The organism is Amycolatopsis lexingtonensis (assembly GCF_014873755.1).
Taxonomy (GTDB): domain Bacteria; phylum Actinomycetota; class Actinomycetes; order Mycobacteriales; family Pseudonocardiaceae; genus Amycolatopsis; species Amycolatopsis lexingtonensis.
Genome location: NZ_JADBEG010000001.1, coordinates 5,425,207 through 5,441,988, shown reverse-complemented (window position 1 = coordinate 5,441,988; position 16,782 = coordinate 5,425,207). Strand labels below are relative to the sequence as shown.

General features: G+C 71.0%; 14 protein-coding genes. 2 read left to right on the top strand and 12 right to left on the bottom strand.

What is annotated here, in order from left to right; translation table 11 throughout:
- Positions 1 to 211 precede the first annotated feature (211 nt).
- The gene (locus H4696_RS24440) at positions 212 to 1,096 is read left to right on the top strand and encodes an RCC1 domain-containing protein (protein WP_192783064.1); all 885 of its coding nucleotides are present in this window, start codon (positions 212 to 214) and stop codon (positions 1,094 to 1,096) included.
- A gap of 43 nt (positions 1,097 to 1,139) precedes the next feature.
- On the opposite strand, the gene H4696_RS24435 is transcribed toward H4696_RS24440, so the two are convergent.
- From H4696_RS24435 to H4696_RS24380, 12 genes are all read right to left on the bottom strand, one after another.
- Positions 1,140 to 1,784 carry a hypothetical protein gene (locus H4696_RS24435; protein ID WP_086860395.1) on the bottom strand — a complete coding sequence of 215 codons (645 nt, stop codon included), beginning with the start codon at positions 1,782 to 1,784 and terminating at the stop codon, positions 1,140 to 1,142.
- Between the two features lie 68 nt (positions 1,785 to 1,852).
- A complete protein-coding gene (locus tag H4696_RS24430; RefSeq protein WP_225955794.1) occupies positions 1,853 to 2,524 on the bottom strand; it encodes a hypothetical protein in 672 nt (223 codons plus the stop codon).
- On the bottom strand, positions 2,521 to 3,006 hold the full coding sequence (locus H4696_RS24425) for a hypothetical protein (RefSeq protein ID WP_225957181.1): 486 nt from the start codon (positions 3,004 to 3,006) through the stop codon (positions 2,521 to 2,523). The genes H4696_RS24430 and H4696_RS24425 overlap by 4 nt, the downstream gene beginning before the upstream one ends.
- A gap of 5 nt (positions 3,007 to 3,011) precedes the next feature.
- Positions 3,012 to 4,208 carry an MCE family protein gene (locus H4696_RS24420; RefSeq protein ID WP_086860390.1) on the bottom strand — a complete coding sequence of 399 codons (1,197 nt, stop codon included), beginning with the start codon at positions 4,206 to 4,208 and terminating at the stop codon, positions 3,012 to 3,014.
- Positions 4,208 to 5,269: an MCE family protein gene (locus tag H4696_RS24415; RefSeq protein WP_086860388.1), complete on the bottom strand. Its 1,062-nt coding sequence runs from the start codon at positions 5,267 to 5,269 to the stop codon at positions 4,208 to 4,210. The genes H4696_RS24420 and H4696_RS24415 overlap by 1 nt, the downstream gene beginning before the upstream one ends.
- Positions 5,266 to 6,300 (bottom strand): MCE family protein, encoded by a 1,035-nt coding sequence (locus tag H4696_RS24410; RefSeq protein ID WP_086860386.1) that lies wholly within the window; start codon positions 6,298 to 6,300, stop codon positions 5,266 to 5,268. The genes H4696_RS24415 and H4696_RS24410 overlap by 4 nt, the downstream gene beginning before the upstream one ends.
- Entirely contained in the window at positions 6,297 to 7,289 is a 993-nt protein-coding gene (locus H4696_RS24405) for an MCE family protein (RefSeq protein WP_086860384.1), read from the bottom strand. The genes H4696_RS24410 and H4696_RS24405 overlap by 4 nt, the downstream gene beginning before the upstream one ends.
- Entirely contained in the window at positions 7,286 to 8,290 is a 1,005-nt protein-coding gene (locus tag H4696_RS24400) for an MCE family protein (protein WP_086860382.1), read from the bottom strand. Before H4696_RS24400 ends, H4696_RS24405 begins: the two co-directional genes overlap by 4 nt.
- Entirely contained in the window at positions 8,287 to 9,561 is a 1,275-nt protein-coding gene (locus H4696_RS24395) for an MCE family protein (RefSeq protein ID WP_086860380.1), read from the bottom strand. The genes H4696_RS24400 and H4696_RS24395 overlap by 4 nt, the downstream gene beginning before the upstream one ends.
- Complete coding sequence (locus H4696_RS24390; RefSeq protein WP_086860378.1) at positions 9,558 to 10,409, bottom strand: MlaE family ABC transporter permease; 852 nt, start codon at positions 10,407 to 10,409, stop codon at positions 9,558 to 9,560. The genes H4696_RS24395 and H4696_RS24390 overlap by 4 nt, the downstream gene beginning before the upstream one ends.
- 2 nt (positions 10,410 to 10,411) lie before the next feature.
- Complete coding sequence (locus tag H4696_RS24385; protein WP_086860376.1) at positions 10,412 to 11,206, bottom strand: MlaE family ABC transporter permease; 795 nt, start codon at positions 11,204 to 11,206, stop codon at positions 10,412 to 10,414.
- Between the two features lie 544 nt (positions 11,207 to 11,750).
- A complete protein-coding gene (locus H4696_RS24380) occupies positions 11,751 to 12,746 on the bottom strand; it encodes an LLM class flavin-dependent oxidoreductase (protein WP_211299681.1) in 996 nt (331 codons plus the stop codon).
- 140 nt (positions 12,747 to 12,886) lie between these two features.
- Here H4696_RS24380 and H4696_RS24375 point away from each other — a divergent pair, with 140 nt between their 5' ends.
- The gene (locus tag H4696_RS24375; RefSeq protein ID WP_476693076.1) at positions 12,887 to 16,666 is read left to right on the top strand and encodes an nSTAND1 domain-containing NTPase; all 3,780 of its coding nucleotides are present in this window, start codon (positions 12,887 to 12,889) and stop codon (positions 16,664 to 16,666) included.
- The last annotated feature ends 116 nt before the right edge of the window (positions 16,667 to 16,782 follow it).

Sequence of the window (16,782 nt, the reverse complement as noted above, 5' to 3'; positions counted from 1 at the left end):
CGTTGAATTCTTGTGCGAAGCCGCGCAGCGGTGCCGCCGGATTTGGCGGATCGTGACAAAGAACGCCCGCGGCGGCGATCCGCCGTCGGCTACGGTCTACCATTTGTGATCTTGCGAGGGCAATCACGGATAACGAAACCGGAGAAATGAGGCTATCGTGCCGGGTTCTTCACGTTGTGGACGGGTGTCATTCACACGTGCCGCATTCGCGCTGACGGCGGCGCTGGCCGTCTCGTCGCTCGCCCAGCCCGCGTCCGCGGCCACGGTGGGCGGCGTGATCGCCTGGGGCAAACCGGATTACGACGTCACGATCCCGCCGCCGGCCGCGCTGACCGGCGTCACCGCCGTGTCGGCGGGCAGCACGACGGCGCTGGCGCTCAAGGGTGGCGCGGTCCTCGCGTGGGGCGCGAACAACTGGGGCGCCAACGAAATCCCCGCGGCGGCGACCTCCGGCGTCAGCCAGATCGCGTCGGGCTGGGGCCACGAGCTGGCGCTCAAGAGCGGCAAGGTCATCGCCTGGGGAAACAACTGGTACGGCCAGACCACGCTGCCCGCGTCGGTGTCGAGCGGCGTGATCGCGATCTCGACGTCCAACATGCACAGCCTGGCGCTCAAGCAAGGCGGGCTGGTGGTGAGCTGGGGAACGCGGACCGACGTGCCGGCGTCGGCGCAGTCCGGCGTCACCGCGATTTCCGCCGGTGGCGACCACAACCTGGCGCTCAAGAACGGCGGCGTGCTGGCCTGGGGCAGCAACACCTACGGCCAGACGACCGTGCCGGCCGGGCTTTCTTCCGGTGTCACCGCGGTTTCGGCCGGGTTCAACCACAGCCTGGCGCTGAAGGCGGGCCGTGTGTACGCGTGGGGCCGCGACAACTTCCACCAGACCGAGGTGCCGCCGGAGGCCCTGTCGGACGTCGCGGGCATCGACGCCGGGTTCAACCACAACGTGGCCTACAAGACCAACGGCGACATCGTGGTCTGGGGCTCGAACTTCGTCGGGGAGACGGCCCCGCTCTCGTGCGGGCCGGTGTTCGCCGTTTCGGCCGGGGACAACGACAGCTTCGCGCTGAAGGAAGACCCGGCCGCGCCCTGCTGAGCCGGCGGGTGGCGGGCTTGACGGCCCGCCACCCGGGTCAGGCTCAGGTGGCGTCGCTGGCCAGGTCGAGCGAAATGGTGTTGCCCGGCCCCGAAACCAGGGCGCCGAGCGCGATGTCGGCGATGAAGCAGTTGGAGAACTCGGGGATGGTGTAGGTCCCGGTCACCGTGATGGCCGGCGCGGTGATGTCGATGTTCTGCGCGGACAGCGTCAGGTCGAGCGGGGTCTTCGTCGTGCAGCTGCCCGGCACGGTCGGCAGCGGGAAGATCGGCACGATCGGGCCGGCCCAGATGTCGTAGATCTGCATGTTGGCCTTGGCCTTCGTGACCAGGTTGCCGTCGGCGATGGTGCCGGTGGCCGGGCCGAGCGGGATGACCTTGACCTTGGCCTTGATCCGGAAGATGCCCGCCAGCAGCGAAATGTCGGCCTGCGACGGCGGCAGCGCCAGGTCCGCGCTGAGCCCGACCGACCCGGTCTGGTCGTCGATGAGCAGGTTGCCCTTGAGCGAGCCGGGGCCGAGCTTCATGGTGCTGCCGGTCTTCTTCACCGTGGTGCTGCCGGTCACCTTGTAGGACACGGGGATCGGGATGACGTCGGCCGACGCCGGGGTCACGGCGACCCCGGTCAGCACGAGTGCCGCCGCCGACGTGAGGACGGCCAGTCTCCTCAGCTGCGTTGCCACGGACATAGTTGTTCTCCCTTTGCGTTTTCCCGTCCGTCCCGGGTGCTCCCGGAAACGGTGAAGTGCTCGGTGTTTCAGCGCGGTTCGAGTGCGGTTATCGTCCACGTGCCGCCGGTGCGTTCGGCGGTCACGGAAAGCTGCGCCGCCGCGTTGTCGGTCGCATTGTTGTCGGCCCGTACGGCTGATTGATCGAGAAAGACGAGTAACCGCGCGTGATTGTCCCGGAGTTCCTGGACGGCGATAGCCGAAACGCGCGAAGTGAGGACGAGTTTCTGCTCGGGCGCTTTCTGCCGCACCTGGGCGAAGAGCTTGTCGTACGAATCCTTGGCGGCACCGCGCAGCACCGCGGCGGCGGCCTTTTCGGTGACGTCGGTCCGATCGTAGGAATAGGAGAAGATCCGGTTCACGGCGAGGGTGATCGCGGAGGTGACATCGGCGGTGGCACCGACATCGGTGAGCGCGAGGTTGGCCGCGGCGGAGGTGGCGGCGGCGGAGTGGGCTTCGACGGTGAACCAGGTGCCGGCGCCGGTGAGGACGACGGCGGCGGCGAGGAGGAGGGCGGGGAGCCGGAGCCAGACCGGGCGGGTCTTGGCAGGGACGGGCTCGGCTGCTTCGGTTTCGGACTCGTCGAGTTCCGGCTCGCCCGCCTCCTCACTGATCGTGACTGCGACCGGCTGCTCGGCTGCGTCCGGGCCGCGTTCGAGGTCCTCGTTCTCCACCTCGTCCACCGTCTTCGCGCGGTTCATCGGCTCCCCACCGCCAGCTGGTCGAGCGCGCTCAGCTTCCACCCGTCCGCCGTCCGTGCCAGTGCCGCAGCGAACCGGTTGCGCTTCACCGCCGGGGCCGCTCCCTGCTTCGCCATCGTGATCTCCACCGAGGCCAGCAGCTTCGCCGTCCCCGCGTGCTCGTCCAGCTCGCTCACCGCCGCGTCCAGAACCCGTCCCGTCGACACCGTCGAGTTCGCCGCCAGCGCCTGCTTCGTCTGCGCGTCCGTCCGGGCCAGCTGATCGTGCAGCGGACCCGTCGACGCCGACAGCCACCGCGCCAGCCCGCCGTCGACGTCGTGGTAGTCCAGGCTGTTGAGTTCCGCCACCAGCGTCCGGCCGCTCGCCAGTGCCTCGTCGCGGGCAGCACCGTAGGTCACCGCCGGTTCGTGGGCCGCCGCGTACCAGGACCAGCCGGACCAGCCCGCGAACACCGCCGCGGCCAGGGAGACCGCCGCCGCCATCGGCTTCAGCGCAGCCACAGCATCTCCTCCATGGTCGTGTTCGTCGCCTGCGTGCCGATCGTCAGCGGGCCCACCGGCACCGCGTCCGGGACCGGCGGGTGCGGCGCGTTCTGCGTGCCGCGCACCGAGCTCTCGTTGCCGTACGGCAGCGTGCACGCCGCGTCGGTGTTCAGCGGCAACGGCGAAAGGTCCCGGCTCGACCGGTGCGGGGTGTCCTCGTAGCCCTGCAGGCACGAAGGCGGGTTGTTGAAGTTCAGCACCAGGCCCATCCGCAGCTCGTGCCGATCGTTGTCGATGGCCGAGCCGACCGCCGCCACCGCGCGGGGGACGTTCGCCAGCAGCGTCTCCTCCGCCGCGGTGCGGGTGCCGAACACCCGCGCCGTCGTCAGCAGGTTGGCCAGCACGATCGGCAGGCCCGGGTCGTTCTCCTTCAGCAGCGACGAAAGCTCCGTCGCCGCCGGGGGCGCGGTCGCGATCAGGCGCCTCAGGTCACCGTCGGACTTGGCCAGCTGCTGGGCGAACACGCGGGCGTTGCCGCTGAACGAGCGCCACTCCGCCGACGAGTCGACCTGCGTGCGCAGCACCGTCGCGCCGTCGCCGATCAGCTTCGACGTCTGCGGCAGGTGCGCGCTCGCCTCCTGGGTGAACGTCGTCGCCGAATCCATCAGCGTCTGCAGGTCCGGGCCCGCGCCGCGCAGGGCGTCGTCGAGCTCGTCCACCACCGTGCGCAGGTCCTGCGTCGGCACCGATGCCGTGAACGAGTCCAGGTCGGTCAGCAGGCTGTTCACCGGCAGCGGCAGGGTGGTCGACTCGCGCTGGATGACCGAGTCCCCGGTCAGGAACGGCCCGCCCGACGTGCGCGGCTGCAGGTCGACGTACTGCTCGCCGACCGCCGACCGGTTCGCCACCACGGCTTTCGAATCCGCCGGGATGGGCGGGGCGCCGTCGTCGATCAGCAGGTCGGCTTCGGTCCCGGTGAGGGTGAGCCGCAGTTCGCCGACGCGGCCGACGGCGACGCCGCGGTAGGTCACCTCGCCGTTCGTGAACAGCCCGCCGCCTTCGGCCAGCTCGAGCTTGACCGTGTAGCTGCCGGAGCCGAACAGCCGGCCGAGACCGGCGTAGTTCGCGCCGACGAACGCCGTCGTGGCCAGCGCGATCACGATGAACAGGACCACCTGGATCCGGACTCTGCGGGTAAGCATCACTGGCCTCCCGAGGGGAGCGGGAGCGGCGGCAGCCCCGGCGGCACGCCCTCGCCGGGCGGGGGCAGCGGCACGCCGGGCGCCGGGATCATCCTGGCGAAGGTGTTGATGTAGTCGCCCTTCACCGCGGGGAGCACCGAGTCCGGGAACGGGAACGTCGGCAGCAGCTGCAGCGACTGCGGCAGGTTTTCGCCGGCCGCGGCCAGCTGCCCCAGGATCGGCGCGAGCGCCCGCAGGTCGGCGACCATGTCGTCGCGGCTGCGGTCGACGACGTCGGTGGCCACGGTCGAGAGCCGGTCGAGCGCCTGCAGCATCGAGACGAGCTGGGTGCGCTGGTCGCTGAGCGACTGCAGCCCCGGCGTCAGGTCGGTCAGGGCGCCGGAGACCTGGCTGTGGCGGTTCGCGAGCGTCGCCGACAGCCGGTTCATGCCGTCGAGGGCTTCGGTGATGTCCGAGCGGTGCGCGTCCAGATCCGTCATCAGGGTGTTGACCCCGGACAGGAACGAGCGGATCTGCTCCTCGTTGCCGTCCATCACCTTGGACAGCTCGCGGTTGATCGTCTGCAGCTGCCCGATGCCGCCGCCGTTGAGCAGCAGCGAAAGCGCGCCGAAGATCTCTTCGAACTCGGGGTTGCGGTTGGTGCGGTCCACGGTGATCGTGGCCTTGTCCGCCAGCCGCGCGGTCCCGGCACCCGGCGGCGAGCCGTCCGGCGGGGCCAGCTCGACGAACTTCTCGCCGAGCAGGCTGGACTGGCGCAGCCGCGCGATCGCGTTGGCGGGCAGCACGACGTCGCCGTTGACCTCCAGCACGGTTTCGGCCGTCCAGCCGTCGCCGCCCAGCCGGATCTCGCGCACCCGCCCGACCGGGACGTCGCCGACCTTCACCGCGGCCTGCGGCACCAGGTCGAGCACGTCCGCGAACTGCACGGTGACCGAGTACGGGTGGTCGCCGACGTCGGCGCCGCCGGGCAGCGGCAGGTCGTAGACACCCTTGAACTCGCCCGACGAGCAGCCCGCGAGCAGCAGGCACCCGACGGCCGCGGTGGCGAGGACCCGTTTCACCGCCCACCCCCGTTGGTGTAGACGTCGCCGGTGACCGGCAGCGGCAGCGCGGTGAGGTAGTAGTCGGGGTTCTCGCGCCCGAGCAGCCGCCCGGTCTTCGGGTCGACCGCGTTGAGCACGTTCGTCACCGCCAGCGGGACGGCGTCGATCGTGCCGGCCAGCGAAGCGCGCTGTTCGACGAGCGTCCGGGTGGTCGTCACCAGGTTGTCCACATTGGACTTGAGCGCGCCGCGGTTGTCCCGGATGAACGCCTGGACATCGGCGAGCGCGTGGCCGAGGCCGTCGAGGGCCTTCGCCAGCTCGCCGCTGTTGGCGGCCAGGGTGCCCGAGATCTGCGACAGCTGCTGGTTGACGGTGCCGACCTGCTGGTCGTTGGTGGCCAGCATGGTGGTGAACTGCTGGAGTTCGTCGACCGTGCCGAACAGGTCGCCCGAGTTCCCGGCCAGCGTGCGCGCCAGCTGCGCGAAGTTGCGCACGCTGTCGTTGAACGCGCGGCCGTTGCCCTGCAGGTTCTGCGCGCCGGTCTTGAGCAGGTCCGACAGCGCGCCCTGGGAGTTGGCGCCGTTGGGGCCGAGCGCCTTCGACAGCGAGTCGAGGCTGGCGTAGAGCTGGTCGAGTTCCACCGGGGTCGCGGTGCGCCGCACCGGGATCGACGCGCCGTCCGGCAGCCGCGGCCCGCCGCGGGCCGGCTTGGCGAACTGGACGTACCGGTCGGCGACGACGCTGGGCGCGATCACCAGGACCGTGGTGTCCTCGGCGATGCCGACCGAGCCGTCGACCGTCATGTCCACCTGCACCTGCTCGCCGCGCGGGGTGACCGCGTCGACCTGGCCGATCCGGACGCCGAGCACCCGGACGTCGGACCCGGCGTAGACCCCGACCGCGCGGGTGAAGAAGGCGGTCACGTGGTGCTGCCCGCTGCCGGAGAACACCCACCACAGCGCGGCCGTCACGACGAGGGCGAGCAGCAGGGCGGCGGCGATGAACCGGCTCGTGAGGACACCGGCGCGGGTGGTCGTCAGCGCGCTCACTTCGTCCCTCCCGGGTTCTTCGGCACGGTGCACGGGTCGTGGTTCTCCGGGATCAGCCCGCAGAGGTAGGCGTCGATCCAGCGGCCGTTGCCGGTCGTGTTGGTGACCACCCGGAAGTACGGCCCGGCCAGCTGCAGGCCCTTGGTCAGGTTGTCGTTCTGCCGCTTGAGCAGGTCGGTCACCTGGCTCAGCGACTGCAGCGCGGGCCGGAGCTGCTCGGCGTTGTCCTTCACCAGCCCCTGGAGCTGCTCGGCCAGCCGCGCCGAGCCGGTCAGCAGGTCGTGGATCGCGTCGCGGCGCCGGTTGAGCTCGGTGAGCAAGAGGTTCCCGTCGTCGATGAGCTTCTCGAAGTCGTCGTTCGAGTTCGCCAGCGTCGTGGTCAGCTGCCGCGCGTTCGCGAGCAGCTCGGCGATCTGGCTGTCGCGGCTGGACACTGTCTGCGAGAGCCGGGAAAGCCCGTCGAGCGCGCTGCGGACGTGCTCGGGGGAGTTGCGGAAGGTGTCCGACAACGTCGTGAAGCTGTCCGCGAGCTGCTTGGTGTCGATCGCGCCGACGGTGTCGGCCAGCCCGTTGAAGGCGTCGGTGACGTCGTAGGGCGTGACCGTCCGGGACCGCGGGATCGGCCGGTCCGGGTCCTGGACGTCGTCGCCGGTCGGGTTCAGCGCGAGGAACTTGCGGCCCAGCAACGTCTTGATCTTGATCTCGGCCGAGGTCCGGTCGCCGATCCAGGCGTTCTTGACCCGGAAGGTGACGAGGACGTGGTCGTCGGCCAGCGCGACGTCGCGGACCTCGCCGACCTTGATGCCGGCGACCCGGACCTCGTCGTCCGCCTGCAGGCCGGCGGCCTCGGAGAACTCGGCCTCGTAGGTCGTGCCGCCGCCGACGATCGGCAGGTTGTCGTAGTTGAACGTGACGGTCAGCAGCGCGGCAAGCGCGACGCTGCCGATCGCGCCGAGGACGATCGGATTGCGCTCCTTGAAGGACTTCACGGCTCGCACCTCGGCGTCGGGACGATCACGCCGCGCGGCGGCGTGGTGACCAGGGTGGCGCGGCAGAGGAAGAAGTTCATCCACGAGCCGTAGGAGGCCACCCGGCCGATCTCGGTGAACTTCACCGGCAGGTTGGTCAGGAAGCTGTCCACATCGGACTGGTTCTGGACCAGGCCGCCGGCCAGGCCCTTCAGCCCGGCGATGCTGTCCTTCAGCGGCGGCCGGGCCTGCTCGAACAACCCGGCGGTGGACCGCGTGAGGTCGCCGATCCCGCTGATCGCGTCGCCGATCGCGGCGCGGTCGCCGGCCAGCCCGGACACCAGCTGCCGCAGGGTCGACACGAGGTTCGCCAGCGCGTCGCCCTTGCCGTTGACCGTCTTCAGCACCGAGTTCAGGTTCCCGATCACCTCGCCGATCACCTTGTCGCGCCCGGCGAGGGTGGTGGTCAGCGAACCGGTGTGCGCGAGCAGGCTTTCGACGGTGCCGCCTTCGCCCTGCAGCACCTGGACGATCTCGCCGGACAGCTCGTTGACGTCGTTCGGCGACAGCGCCTGGAACAGCGGCTTGAAGCCGTTGAACAGGTCGGTCAGGTCCAGCGCCGGGGTCGTGCGCTCCAGCGGGATCTCCCCGCCCTCGGGCAACTGCTCCCGGGTCGCGGTGCTCCCGCGCTCCAGCGCGATGTAGCGCTGGCCGACCATGTTGCGGTACTTGATGACCGCCTTCACGTCGGCGGGCAGCCGCCGTCCCTGGTCGAGGGAGAACGCGACCAATGCCCGGTTGTGGTCGCTGATGTCGAGGGACTCGACCTGGCCGACGCGGACACCGGAGATGCGGACGTCGTCGCCGACGTTGAGCGAAGTCGCGTCGAGGAACTTCGCGGTGTAGCGCTCGGAGGCGCCGACTCCGGTGTTCGTGATGGACACGGCCAGCAGCGTCGTCGCGATCGCCGTGACGGCGATGAAGATGATGCTCTTGAGCAGCGGGGCGATGATGTTCCTCACTTGAGCTTCACCTCCGTGCCGCGGTAGAGCGGCCCGACCAGCACGCTGCTCCACGCCGGGACGTCGGCGGCGGGCACGCCGATCGACGGCGCGACCAGGGTGGCCAGCAGCTGCTGCTCCTGCGGCGAGTTGGCGACGCCGAGGTCGCCCTGCCCGCCGGTCAGCAGCGGGTGCCCGGTGGTGCCGGGCGCCGCGGCCGCGGTGCCGATCGTCGGGGCCACGCCGGAGGGGTAGCAGCGCGGCTCGCCGCCGGCGGTGTAGCGCGGATCGTCCTTGCCCGGCAGGTACTTCCCGCTGTCGGCGGTGACGGCGACGTCGGCGTGCAGGCCCGGCTCACCGGTGCCGGCGCCGAGCACCTGGTCCATGGATTTCCTCAGTGCGTTGAGCGAAGCGAGGGTGCAGGCGAAGCTGGGGGAGTACTTCGCGGCGACCTCCAGCGGCGCGCGGCTGTCGGCGGCCAGGGAGATGAGGTTGCCGCGGTTGTTCGCCAGGAAGTCCGTGACCTCCCGCGAAGACGAGGTCACCTGCTGGTAGACCCCGGTCAGCTCGCTTTGCTTCTCCTTGACGGTGTTGAGCGTGACGGCGGACGCGGTGAGCGCGTCCAGGAGATCGGGCGCGATGTCGCCGTAGAGGTTGGAGACGGTGGCGAGGTCGTGGATGTCCGCCGTCAGCTGGGGGAGGTCGGGGTTGAAGTTCTTCAGGTACGCGTCCGCGGTGCCGATCGTCTTCCCGAGCTGTTCGCCGCGGCCCTGCAGCGCCGTCGACACCGCGGTCAGCGTGGTCGCGAGCTTCTGCGGCTGGACGGCCTGCAGCACCGGCAGCAGGTTGTCGAAGACGCGTTCCAGCTCGATCGCGTTCGCCGAACGGTCCTGCTCGATCGTGTCGCCGGCGGTCAGGTGCGGGGCGCGGGCGCCGTCCGGGATGGACAGCTGGACGTACCGCTCGCCGAACAGCGTCTTCGGCACGAGCAACGCGGAAACGTTGCGCGGCAGCATGTCCACCTTGCCGGGCTCGAGAGCAAGCGCTATCTCGGCGCCCTGCGGGGTCGCGCGGACGTCGCGGATCTCCCCGACGAGCACGCCGCGGGCCTTGACCTGCCCGCCCGCGGACAGCTGGTTGCCGATGCGGCTCGTCTTGAGCGTCACCGGGACGGTGCTGACGAAGTCCTTGTCGTACACCTTGATGGAGAGCGTGACGAGCACGCCCATCACCACCAGGAACAGCACGCCCGCGGTGCGGATCCCGGCCTTGCGGCGGGTGTCCCGGCTCATCCGGCCACCTGCACGGTCGTCGTCGCGCCCCAGATGGCCAGGGACAGGAAGAAGTCGAGCACGCTGATCGCGACGATCGCGGTGCGGACCGCGCGGCCCACCGCGACGCCGACGCCGGCCGGGCCGCCGCTCGCGCGGAAGCCGTAGTAGCAGTGCGCCAGGACCACGACGACGCTGAACACCAGTACCTTCCCGAACGACCACAGGACGTCGCCGGGCGGCAGGAACAGCAGGAAGTAGTGGTCGTAGGTGCCCGCGGACTGGCCGAAGAACCACACGGTGATCTGCCGCGAAGCGAGGTAGCTCGAGAGCAGCCCGATGGCGTAGAGCGGGATGACGGCGAGGAATCCGGCGATCACCCGGGTCGTCACCAGGTACGGGACGCTGGGGATGCCCATGACCTCGAGGGCGTCGATCTCCTCGGAGATCCGCATCGCGCCGAGCTGCGCGGTGAACCCGCAGCCGACGGTGGCGGACAGCGCGAGGCCGGAGACGAGCGGGGCGATCTCACGGGTGTTGAAGTAGGCGGAGACGAACCCGGCGAACGCCGACGTCCCGACCTGGTTGAGCGCGGAGTAGCCCTGCAGGCCGACGACCGTGCCGGTGGCGACGGTCATCCCGATCATCACGCCGATCGTGCCGCCGATGACGGCCAGCGCCCCGCTGCCGAAGCTGACTTCGGCGAGCAGGCGCACGATCTCGCGCAGGTAGCGGTGGATCGCCCGCGGGATCCAGGCGATCGCGCGGAGGAAGAAGAGGATCTGGTCGCCGAGGGTGTCGAGGAAGCCGAACCGGCGGTCGACGGCTTCGCGCACGCGCGCGGCTCTCGGGAGGTCCGTGGTCGTCACGATCAGCTCCCCTTGGGCGGCACGAGTTGCAGGTACACGGTGGTGAGCACCAGGTTCAGCACGAACAGCAGCAGGAACGTGATGACCACGGACTGGTTCACGGCGTCGCCGACGCCCTTCGGCCCGCCCTTGGGGTTCAACCCCCGGTAGGCGGCCACGACCCCGGCGACGAAGCCGAAGATGAGCGCCTTGATCTCGCTGATCCACAGGTCGGGCAGCTGGGCGAGCGCGGAGAAGCTCGCCAGGTACGCGCCCGGCGTCCCGTGCTGCATGATCACGTTGAAGAAGTAGCCGCCGAGCACGCCGACGACGCTGACCATGCCGTTCAGGAAGATGGCGACGCCCATCGCGGCGAGCACCCGCGGCACGATCAGCCGCTGCACGGGCGAGACGCCGAGCACTTCCATGGCGTCGATCTCTTCGCGGATGGTCCGGGAGCCCAGGTCGGCGCACATGGCGCTGCCACCCGCGCCGGCGATGAGCAGCGCGGTGACGATCGGGCTGGCCTGCTGGATGATCGCGAGCACACTCGCCGCGCCGGTGAACGACTGCGCGCCGATCTGCGTGGTCAGCGACCCGATGTGCAGCGCGATCACCGCGCCGAACGGGATGGAGACCAGTGCCGTCGGCAGGATCGAGACGCTCGCGATGAACCAGAACTGCTGGACCAGCTCACGCACCTGGAACGGGCGGCGGAACGTCAGCCGCACGACGTCCAGCCCCAGCCCGTAGAGCCGTCCGGTCTGCCGCAGCGCGGCGGCCCCGGGGAACGACGCCGTCGTCGTCCGTTCGGCCATTCGTGTGCCTCCCCAGCGGTTTCGGCGGCACGCCGAATACACCCGAGGTGAGCAAAGGGAAATGGTCCGAACGGGGTAACAATTGTCGGCCATTCACGGTCTCGGGGGACACCGTGCCGTTTCCTACTGGTCGGTACGCTAACGACGGCCCTGCTGGGAGACAAGAACTTGAGCAGGATCACGCGGTCACGGGCTGGTAACCGCGCATTTCTTGTCGAGTACTGACAAACGGCCTGGATCTTGTTGTCAGTGGAGGAAAAGAAAATCCCCTACCGGGTGCGGTGAGCGGGGGCGACCTGCACGGTCGTGACCATTCCCGCTCACCGGAACGACGGGGTGGACGGGTACGCGGGGAGGGTAGGCCGGGCGGTGCCGCACGTCCAGAGTTGCGCCGCCGGGGTGGCGTGCGCTCGGCTCGCGCGGTCTTGAATGAGTCATTCAGGACCTCCGACGACCTGAATGAGTCATTCAAGACGCTCGCCGCGTGGCCCGGCTCGGCTCGGGTGGCGTCGTGGGGCTGGTTGCGGGGCCCGGCGCTGCCGCGTCAGGACTTGAGGCCGGCCAGCAGCTCGTACGACCGCACCCGGTCCGCGTGCCCGTGCACCATCGTCGTGATCATCAGCTCGTCCGCGCCGGTGTCCGCGAGCAGCTGCTCGAACCCCTTCTGCACCGTCTCCGGCGAGCCGATGATGCTCGACCCGAACCGGTCGGCCAGGAACGCCCGGTCCATCTCGGTGTACGGGTACTCCGCGGCCTCCTCCGGCGTCGGCAGCGCGATCGGCCGCCCGCGGCGCAGGCTCAGGAACGTCAGGCCCGACGGCCCCGCCAGGAACTGCGCGCGCTCGTCGGTCTCCGCCGCGACCACCGAAACGCCCAGCATCACGTACGGCTCGGAAAGGACCGCGGAAGGCTGGAAGTTCTCCCGGTACAGCTGCACCGCCGGGATCGTGTTCTCGGCCGCGAAGTGGTGGGCGAAGGAGAACGGCAGCCCCAGCCGTCCCGCGAGCTGGGCGCTGAAGCCGCTGGAACCCAGCAGCCACACCGGCGGCTGGTTGCCCTCCGCGACCACCGCGTTGACGCCGCGGGCCTCCGAATGGGTGAAGTAGCCGATCAGCTCCTGCAGGTGCTCCGGGAAGTTGTCCGCCGACAGCCCGCCGGGGCCGCGCAGGGCGAGTGCCGTGCGCTGGTCGGTGCCGGGCGCGCGGCCGATGCCGAGGTCGATGCGGCCCGGGTGGAACGCCTCCAGGGTGCCGAACTGCTCGGCGACCACCAGGGGCGCGTGGTTGGGCAGCATCACGCCGCCCGAGCCGACGCGGATGCGCTCGGTCGCGTCGGCGACGTGGCCGATCAGCACCGACGTCGCCGAGCTGGCGATGCCGGGCATGTTGTGGTGCTCGGCCAGCCAGTAGCGGTTGAAGCCCAGCCGTTCCGCGGCGCGGGCGAGGTCCAGGGTGTTGCGCAGCGTCTCGCCGACGGTGTTCCCCTCCGACACGGGGGACAGGTCGAGCACGGACAGCGGCACGTCAGGCAGTGAGCTCACAACCGGGGTCAACGCCCCGGTGCCCGCATTGCTTCCCGGCGGGCGGTGACGATCTTCACGCCGTTCGCGCCGAACGGCCGCGGAAGGGGCGGCAATGGGGATACGGTGTCCGAACCGGAAAAAGAGAAACAGGAGGACGGGTGCCGCGTCCGGAGCGACCCCTGGATCCCGGGGACGATCTGCTGACCGAATTCGCCGCCGATCTCCGGCGTTTGCGCGAGAGCGCCGGGAACCCCACTTATCGCGAGCTCGGCCGTCGTGCGCACTACTCGGCCGGCACGCTGTCCGAAGCCGCCGGCGGACGGAAACTCCCCAGCTTGGCGGTGACTCTGGCCTACGTCCGGGCCTGCGGCGGGGTCCCCGGTGAATGGGAAGAGCGGTGGCACGCCGTCGCCGAAGAGTCGCGCCGGGACGGTGCCGATTCACCGCCCGAGCCCGAATCCGGGGAAATCCCGCCTTACGTCGGCCTGTCCGCATTCACCTCAGCTGACGCGCGGCGATTCTTCGGCCGGGACAAGCTGATCGAAAAGCTCGTCGCGCGGCTGTCGAGACAACGTTTTCTCGCCGTCCTCGGCGCGTCCGGATCGGGCAAGTCCTCGCTGCTGCGCGCCGGTCTGCTGCCCGCCGTCAAGGGACCGGTGGTGCTGCTCACCCCGGGTGCCCGGCCGCTGCACGAGTGCGCGGTCAGGTTCGCCGCCGCGCTCGGTGTCCCGGCCGGCGCCCTGCTCGACGACTTCGCCGCGCACCCCCGCAACCTGGGCCTGGCCGCCCGCCAGCTGACCGACGACGGCGGCGAGGACGTCGTGCTGGTCGTCGACCAGTTCGAAGAGGTCTTCACGCTCTGCCAGGACGACGTGGAACGCACCCGCTTCCTCGACGCGCTGGTCGCCGCCACGACCGGCCCGGACAGCCGGACTCGGGTGGTGCTCGGCATCCGCACCGACTTCTACACCCACTGCGCGCGCCACGCCGTGCTCGCCGAGGCGATGCAGGACGCCCAGGTCCTGGTCGGCCCGATGACCACCGAGGAGCTCCGGCAGGCGATCTCGCGGCCCGCCGTGGACGCCGGCTACCGCGTCGAAAACGCACTGGTCTCGCGGCTCGTCGCGGACGCCACCGGCCAGCCCGGCGTGCTGCCGCTGCTCTCCCACGCGCTGCTGGAGACGTGGCGGCGGCGCCGCGGCACCACGCTGACCCTCGCCGGCTACGAGTCGACCGGCGGCATCGAGCGGGCCATCGCGCAGACGTCCGAAGGGACCTTCGGGAAGTTCTCGGGCCCTCAGCAGCGGCTGGCCCGGCAGATCTTCCTCCGGATGACCGCGCTCGGCGAAGGCACCGAAGACACCAAGCGCCGGATCGGCCGCGCCGAACTCGACACCGAGGACGAAGACACCGCCGTCGTCCTCGGCGAGCTGGCCTCGGCCCGGCTGGTCGCCCTCGACGACACCGGCATCGAGATCGCCCACGAAGCCCTCATCCGGGGCTGGCCGCGGCTGCGCGAGTGGCTCACCCAGGACCGCGAAGGCCTGCGCGTGCACCGGCAGCTCACCGAGGCGACCGGCGCCTGGGAGTCCGTCGGCGAAGACCCCGGCTGGCTCTACCGCGGCACCCGGCTGGCCATCGCGCGGGAGTGGGCCGCGCGCCAGGACTCCGCGCTGTCCCGGCGGGAACGGCGGTTCCTCGACGCGAGCCTCGCCGTCGAGCACGCCGAGCAGGAGCGCGACCGCCGCCGCACCCGCCGGCTCCGGCAGCTGGTCGCGCTGCTCGCGGTGCTGCTGGTCTTCGCGGTGGGCGCCACCGTCTACGCCGTGCACGCCGAGTCGACGGCCACCGAGCAGCGCAACAGCGCGCTCGCCCAGAAGGTCGCGGGCCAGGCGCTGGCCATGCGCGCCACCAACCCCGCGCTGGCCGCGCAGCTCGCGCTGGCCGCGTACCGGCTCGACCCCGGCGCCGACGAGCGCAGCAGCGTGCTCGGCATGTTCGCGACGCCGTACTCGACCCGGCTCACCGGGCACACCGGCCGGGTCAACACCGTCGCCCTCCGCCCCGACGGCCGCGTCATGGCCACCGCGAGCTGGGACGGCACCGCGCGGCTGTGGGACATCGGCGACCCGCACCACCCCGTGGCCCTGGGCACCCTCGCCGGGCACGCCGGCAACGTCAACAACGTCGCGTTCGCCGCCGACGGCCGGACCGTGGCCACCGCGGGCTTCGACGGCACCGTCCGCGTCTGGGACGTCTCCGACCCGGCCCGCCCGGGTCCCGGCACGACGATCGAGCAGCACCAGGGCAAGTCCTACGCCGTCGCCTTCAGCCCGGCCGGGCCGCTGCTGGCGACCGCCGACGTCACCGGCACGCTCCGGCTCTACGACACCGCCGACCCGGCCCGTCCGCGCCCGCTGGGCGAGCTGAAAGGGCACACCTCCTACGTCAACAACCTGGCCTTCAGCGCCGACGGCAAGCTGCTCGCGTCCGCGTCGGCCGACAAGACCGCGCGGGTCTGGGACGTCGCTTCGCGGACGCAGCTCGGCGTGGCGGCCGGCCACACCGACGTCGTGCACTCGGTCGCGTTCAGCCCCGACGGGCGGACCCTCGCCACGGCGAGCCAGGACCAGACCGCGCGGCTGTGGGACGTCACCGACCCGGCCCGCCCGGCGCAGCTGGCGTCGCTCACCGCGCACAAGGCGATCGTGCGCTCGGTCGCGTTCACCGCCGACGGGCGCACGCTCGCCACCACCGGCTTCGACCGCACGGCCCGGCTGTGGGACGTCACCGATCCGAAGCAGCCCCGCGAGCGGCTGTCCCTGCCCGGGCACATCGGCGCGGTCGGCTCCGCGGTGTTCACCCGCGACGGCCGCACCCTCGCCACGGCCAGCGACGACCAGACCGCCCGGCTCTGGGACCTGCCCGGCCCCGGCATCCCGGCGCACACGGCCCAGGCCTGCCACGTCGCCTTCGGCCGGGGCGGCGAGCTGCTCGCCACCGCCGGCTACGACGAGACCGTCCGGCTGCACGACCGCACCGACCCGGCCGCGCCCCGCCTCCTCGCCACGATCGGCGGCTTCGGCAACGCGGTCTGCGGCGTCGCGATCAGCCCGGACGGCCGCACCCTGGCCACCGGCAGCTGGGACCACACGATGACGGTCCGGGACATCACCGACCCGGCGCACCCGGGGCCGCCGACGGTGTTCAACCGATACCACGACGACATCGACGCGGTCGTCTTCAGCCCGGACGGCAAGCTGCTGGCCACCGCGGGCGACGGCCACACCGCCCGGCTGTGGGACCTCGCCGACCGCCTCCACCCGGTGGAGATCGCCAGGCTGGACGGCCACGACGACGACGTCCACACGATCGCGTTCAGCCCCGACGGCCGGACCCTCGCGACCGCGGGCTGGGACCACACCGCGCGGCTCTGGGACATCTCGGCGCCGCGGGCCCCGCGGACGGTGGCGAAGCTCGAAGGGCACACCGACACGATCTTCTCGATCGCCTTCAGCCCCGACGGGAAGCGGGTCGCGACCGGGAGCGCCGACCGCACGATCCGGCTCTGGGACGTCGCGAACCCCGTGTCCACGGTGCTGGCCGGGCACACGGACATCGTCATGTCGGTGTCCTTCAGCGGCGACGGCCGGACCCTCGCCTCCGGCAGCTACGACCGGACGATCCGGCTGTGGGACGTCGCCGCCGCGGCCCCGAAGGCGGTCCTGCCCGAAGAACGGGACCGCGTCTACGCCGCGCAGTACGCGCCCGACGGGCACACGCTGGCCGGTGCGGGCGCGGACGGCACGGTACGGTTGTGGGAGACCGATCCTGACCGGGCGGCCGAAAGAATCTGCGCGGTGGCGGCACCCCGGATCAGCGAAGCCGAATGGACGGCGAGCCTGCCGGGCCTCGGCTACGCGCCCCCTTGCCCCTGAATTGTTCGGCGTTGTTGTTCGGTGGCGGCGCGCTGACACCGAACAACGCGGATCGGCTAGACATGCCCTCGGACGGAAACGTCCTCGCGACGTTCATTTCACCGGGGGTCTGAAGG

Bases quoted from the DNA above. Each gene is read 5' to 3' on its own strand.
- H4696_RS24435 (WP_086860395.1), bottom strand. From the start codon at position 1,784: ATGTCCGTGGCAACGCAGCTGAGGAGACTGGCCGTCCTCACGTCGGCG.
- H4696_RS24430 (WP_225955794.1), bottom strand. From the start codon at position 2,524: ATGAACCGCGCGAAGACGGTGGACGAGGTGGAGAACGAGGACCTCGAA.
- H4696_RS24425 (WP_225957181.1), bottom strand. From the start codon at position 3,006: ATGGCGGCGGCGGTCTCCCTGGCCGCGGCGGTGTTCGCGGGCTGGTCC.
- H4696_RS24420 (WP_086860390.1), bottom strand. From the start codon at position 4,208: ATGCTTACCCGCAGAGTCCGGATCCAGGTGGTCCTGTTCATCGTGATC.
- H4696_RS24395 (WP_086860380.1), bottom strand. From the start codon at position 9,561: ATGAGCCGGGACACCCGCCGCAAGGCCGGGATCCGCACCGCGGGCGTG.
- H4696_RS24385 (WP_086860376.1), bottom strand. From the start codon at position 11,206: ATGGCCGAACGGACGACGACGGCGTCGTTCCCCGGGGCCGCCGCGCTG.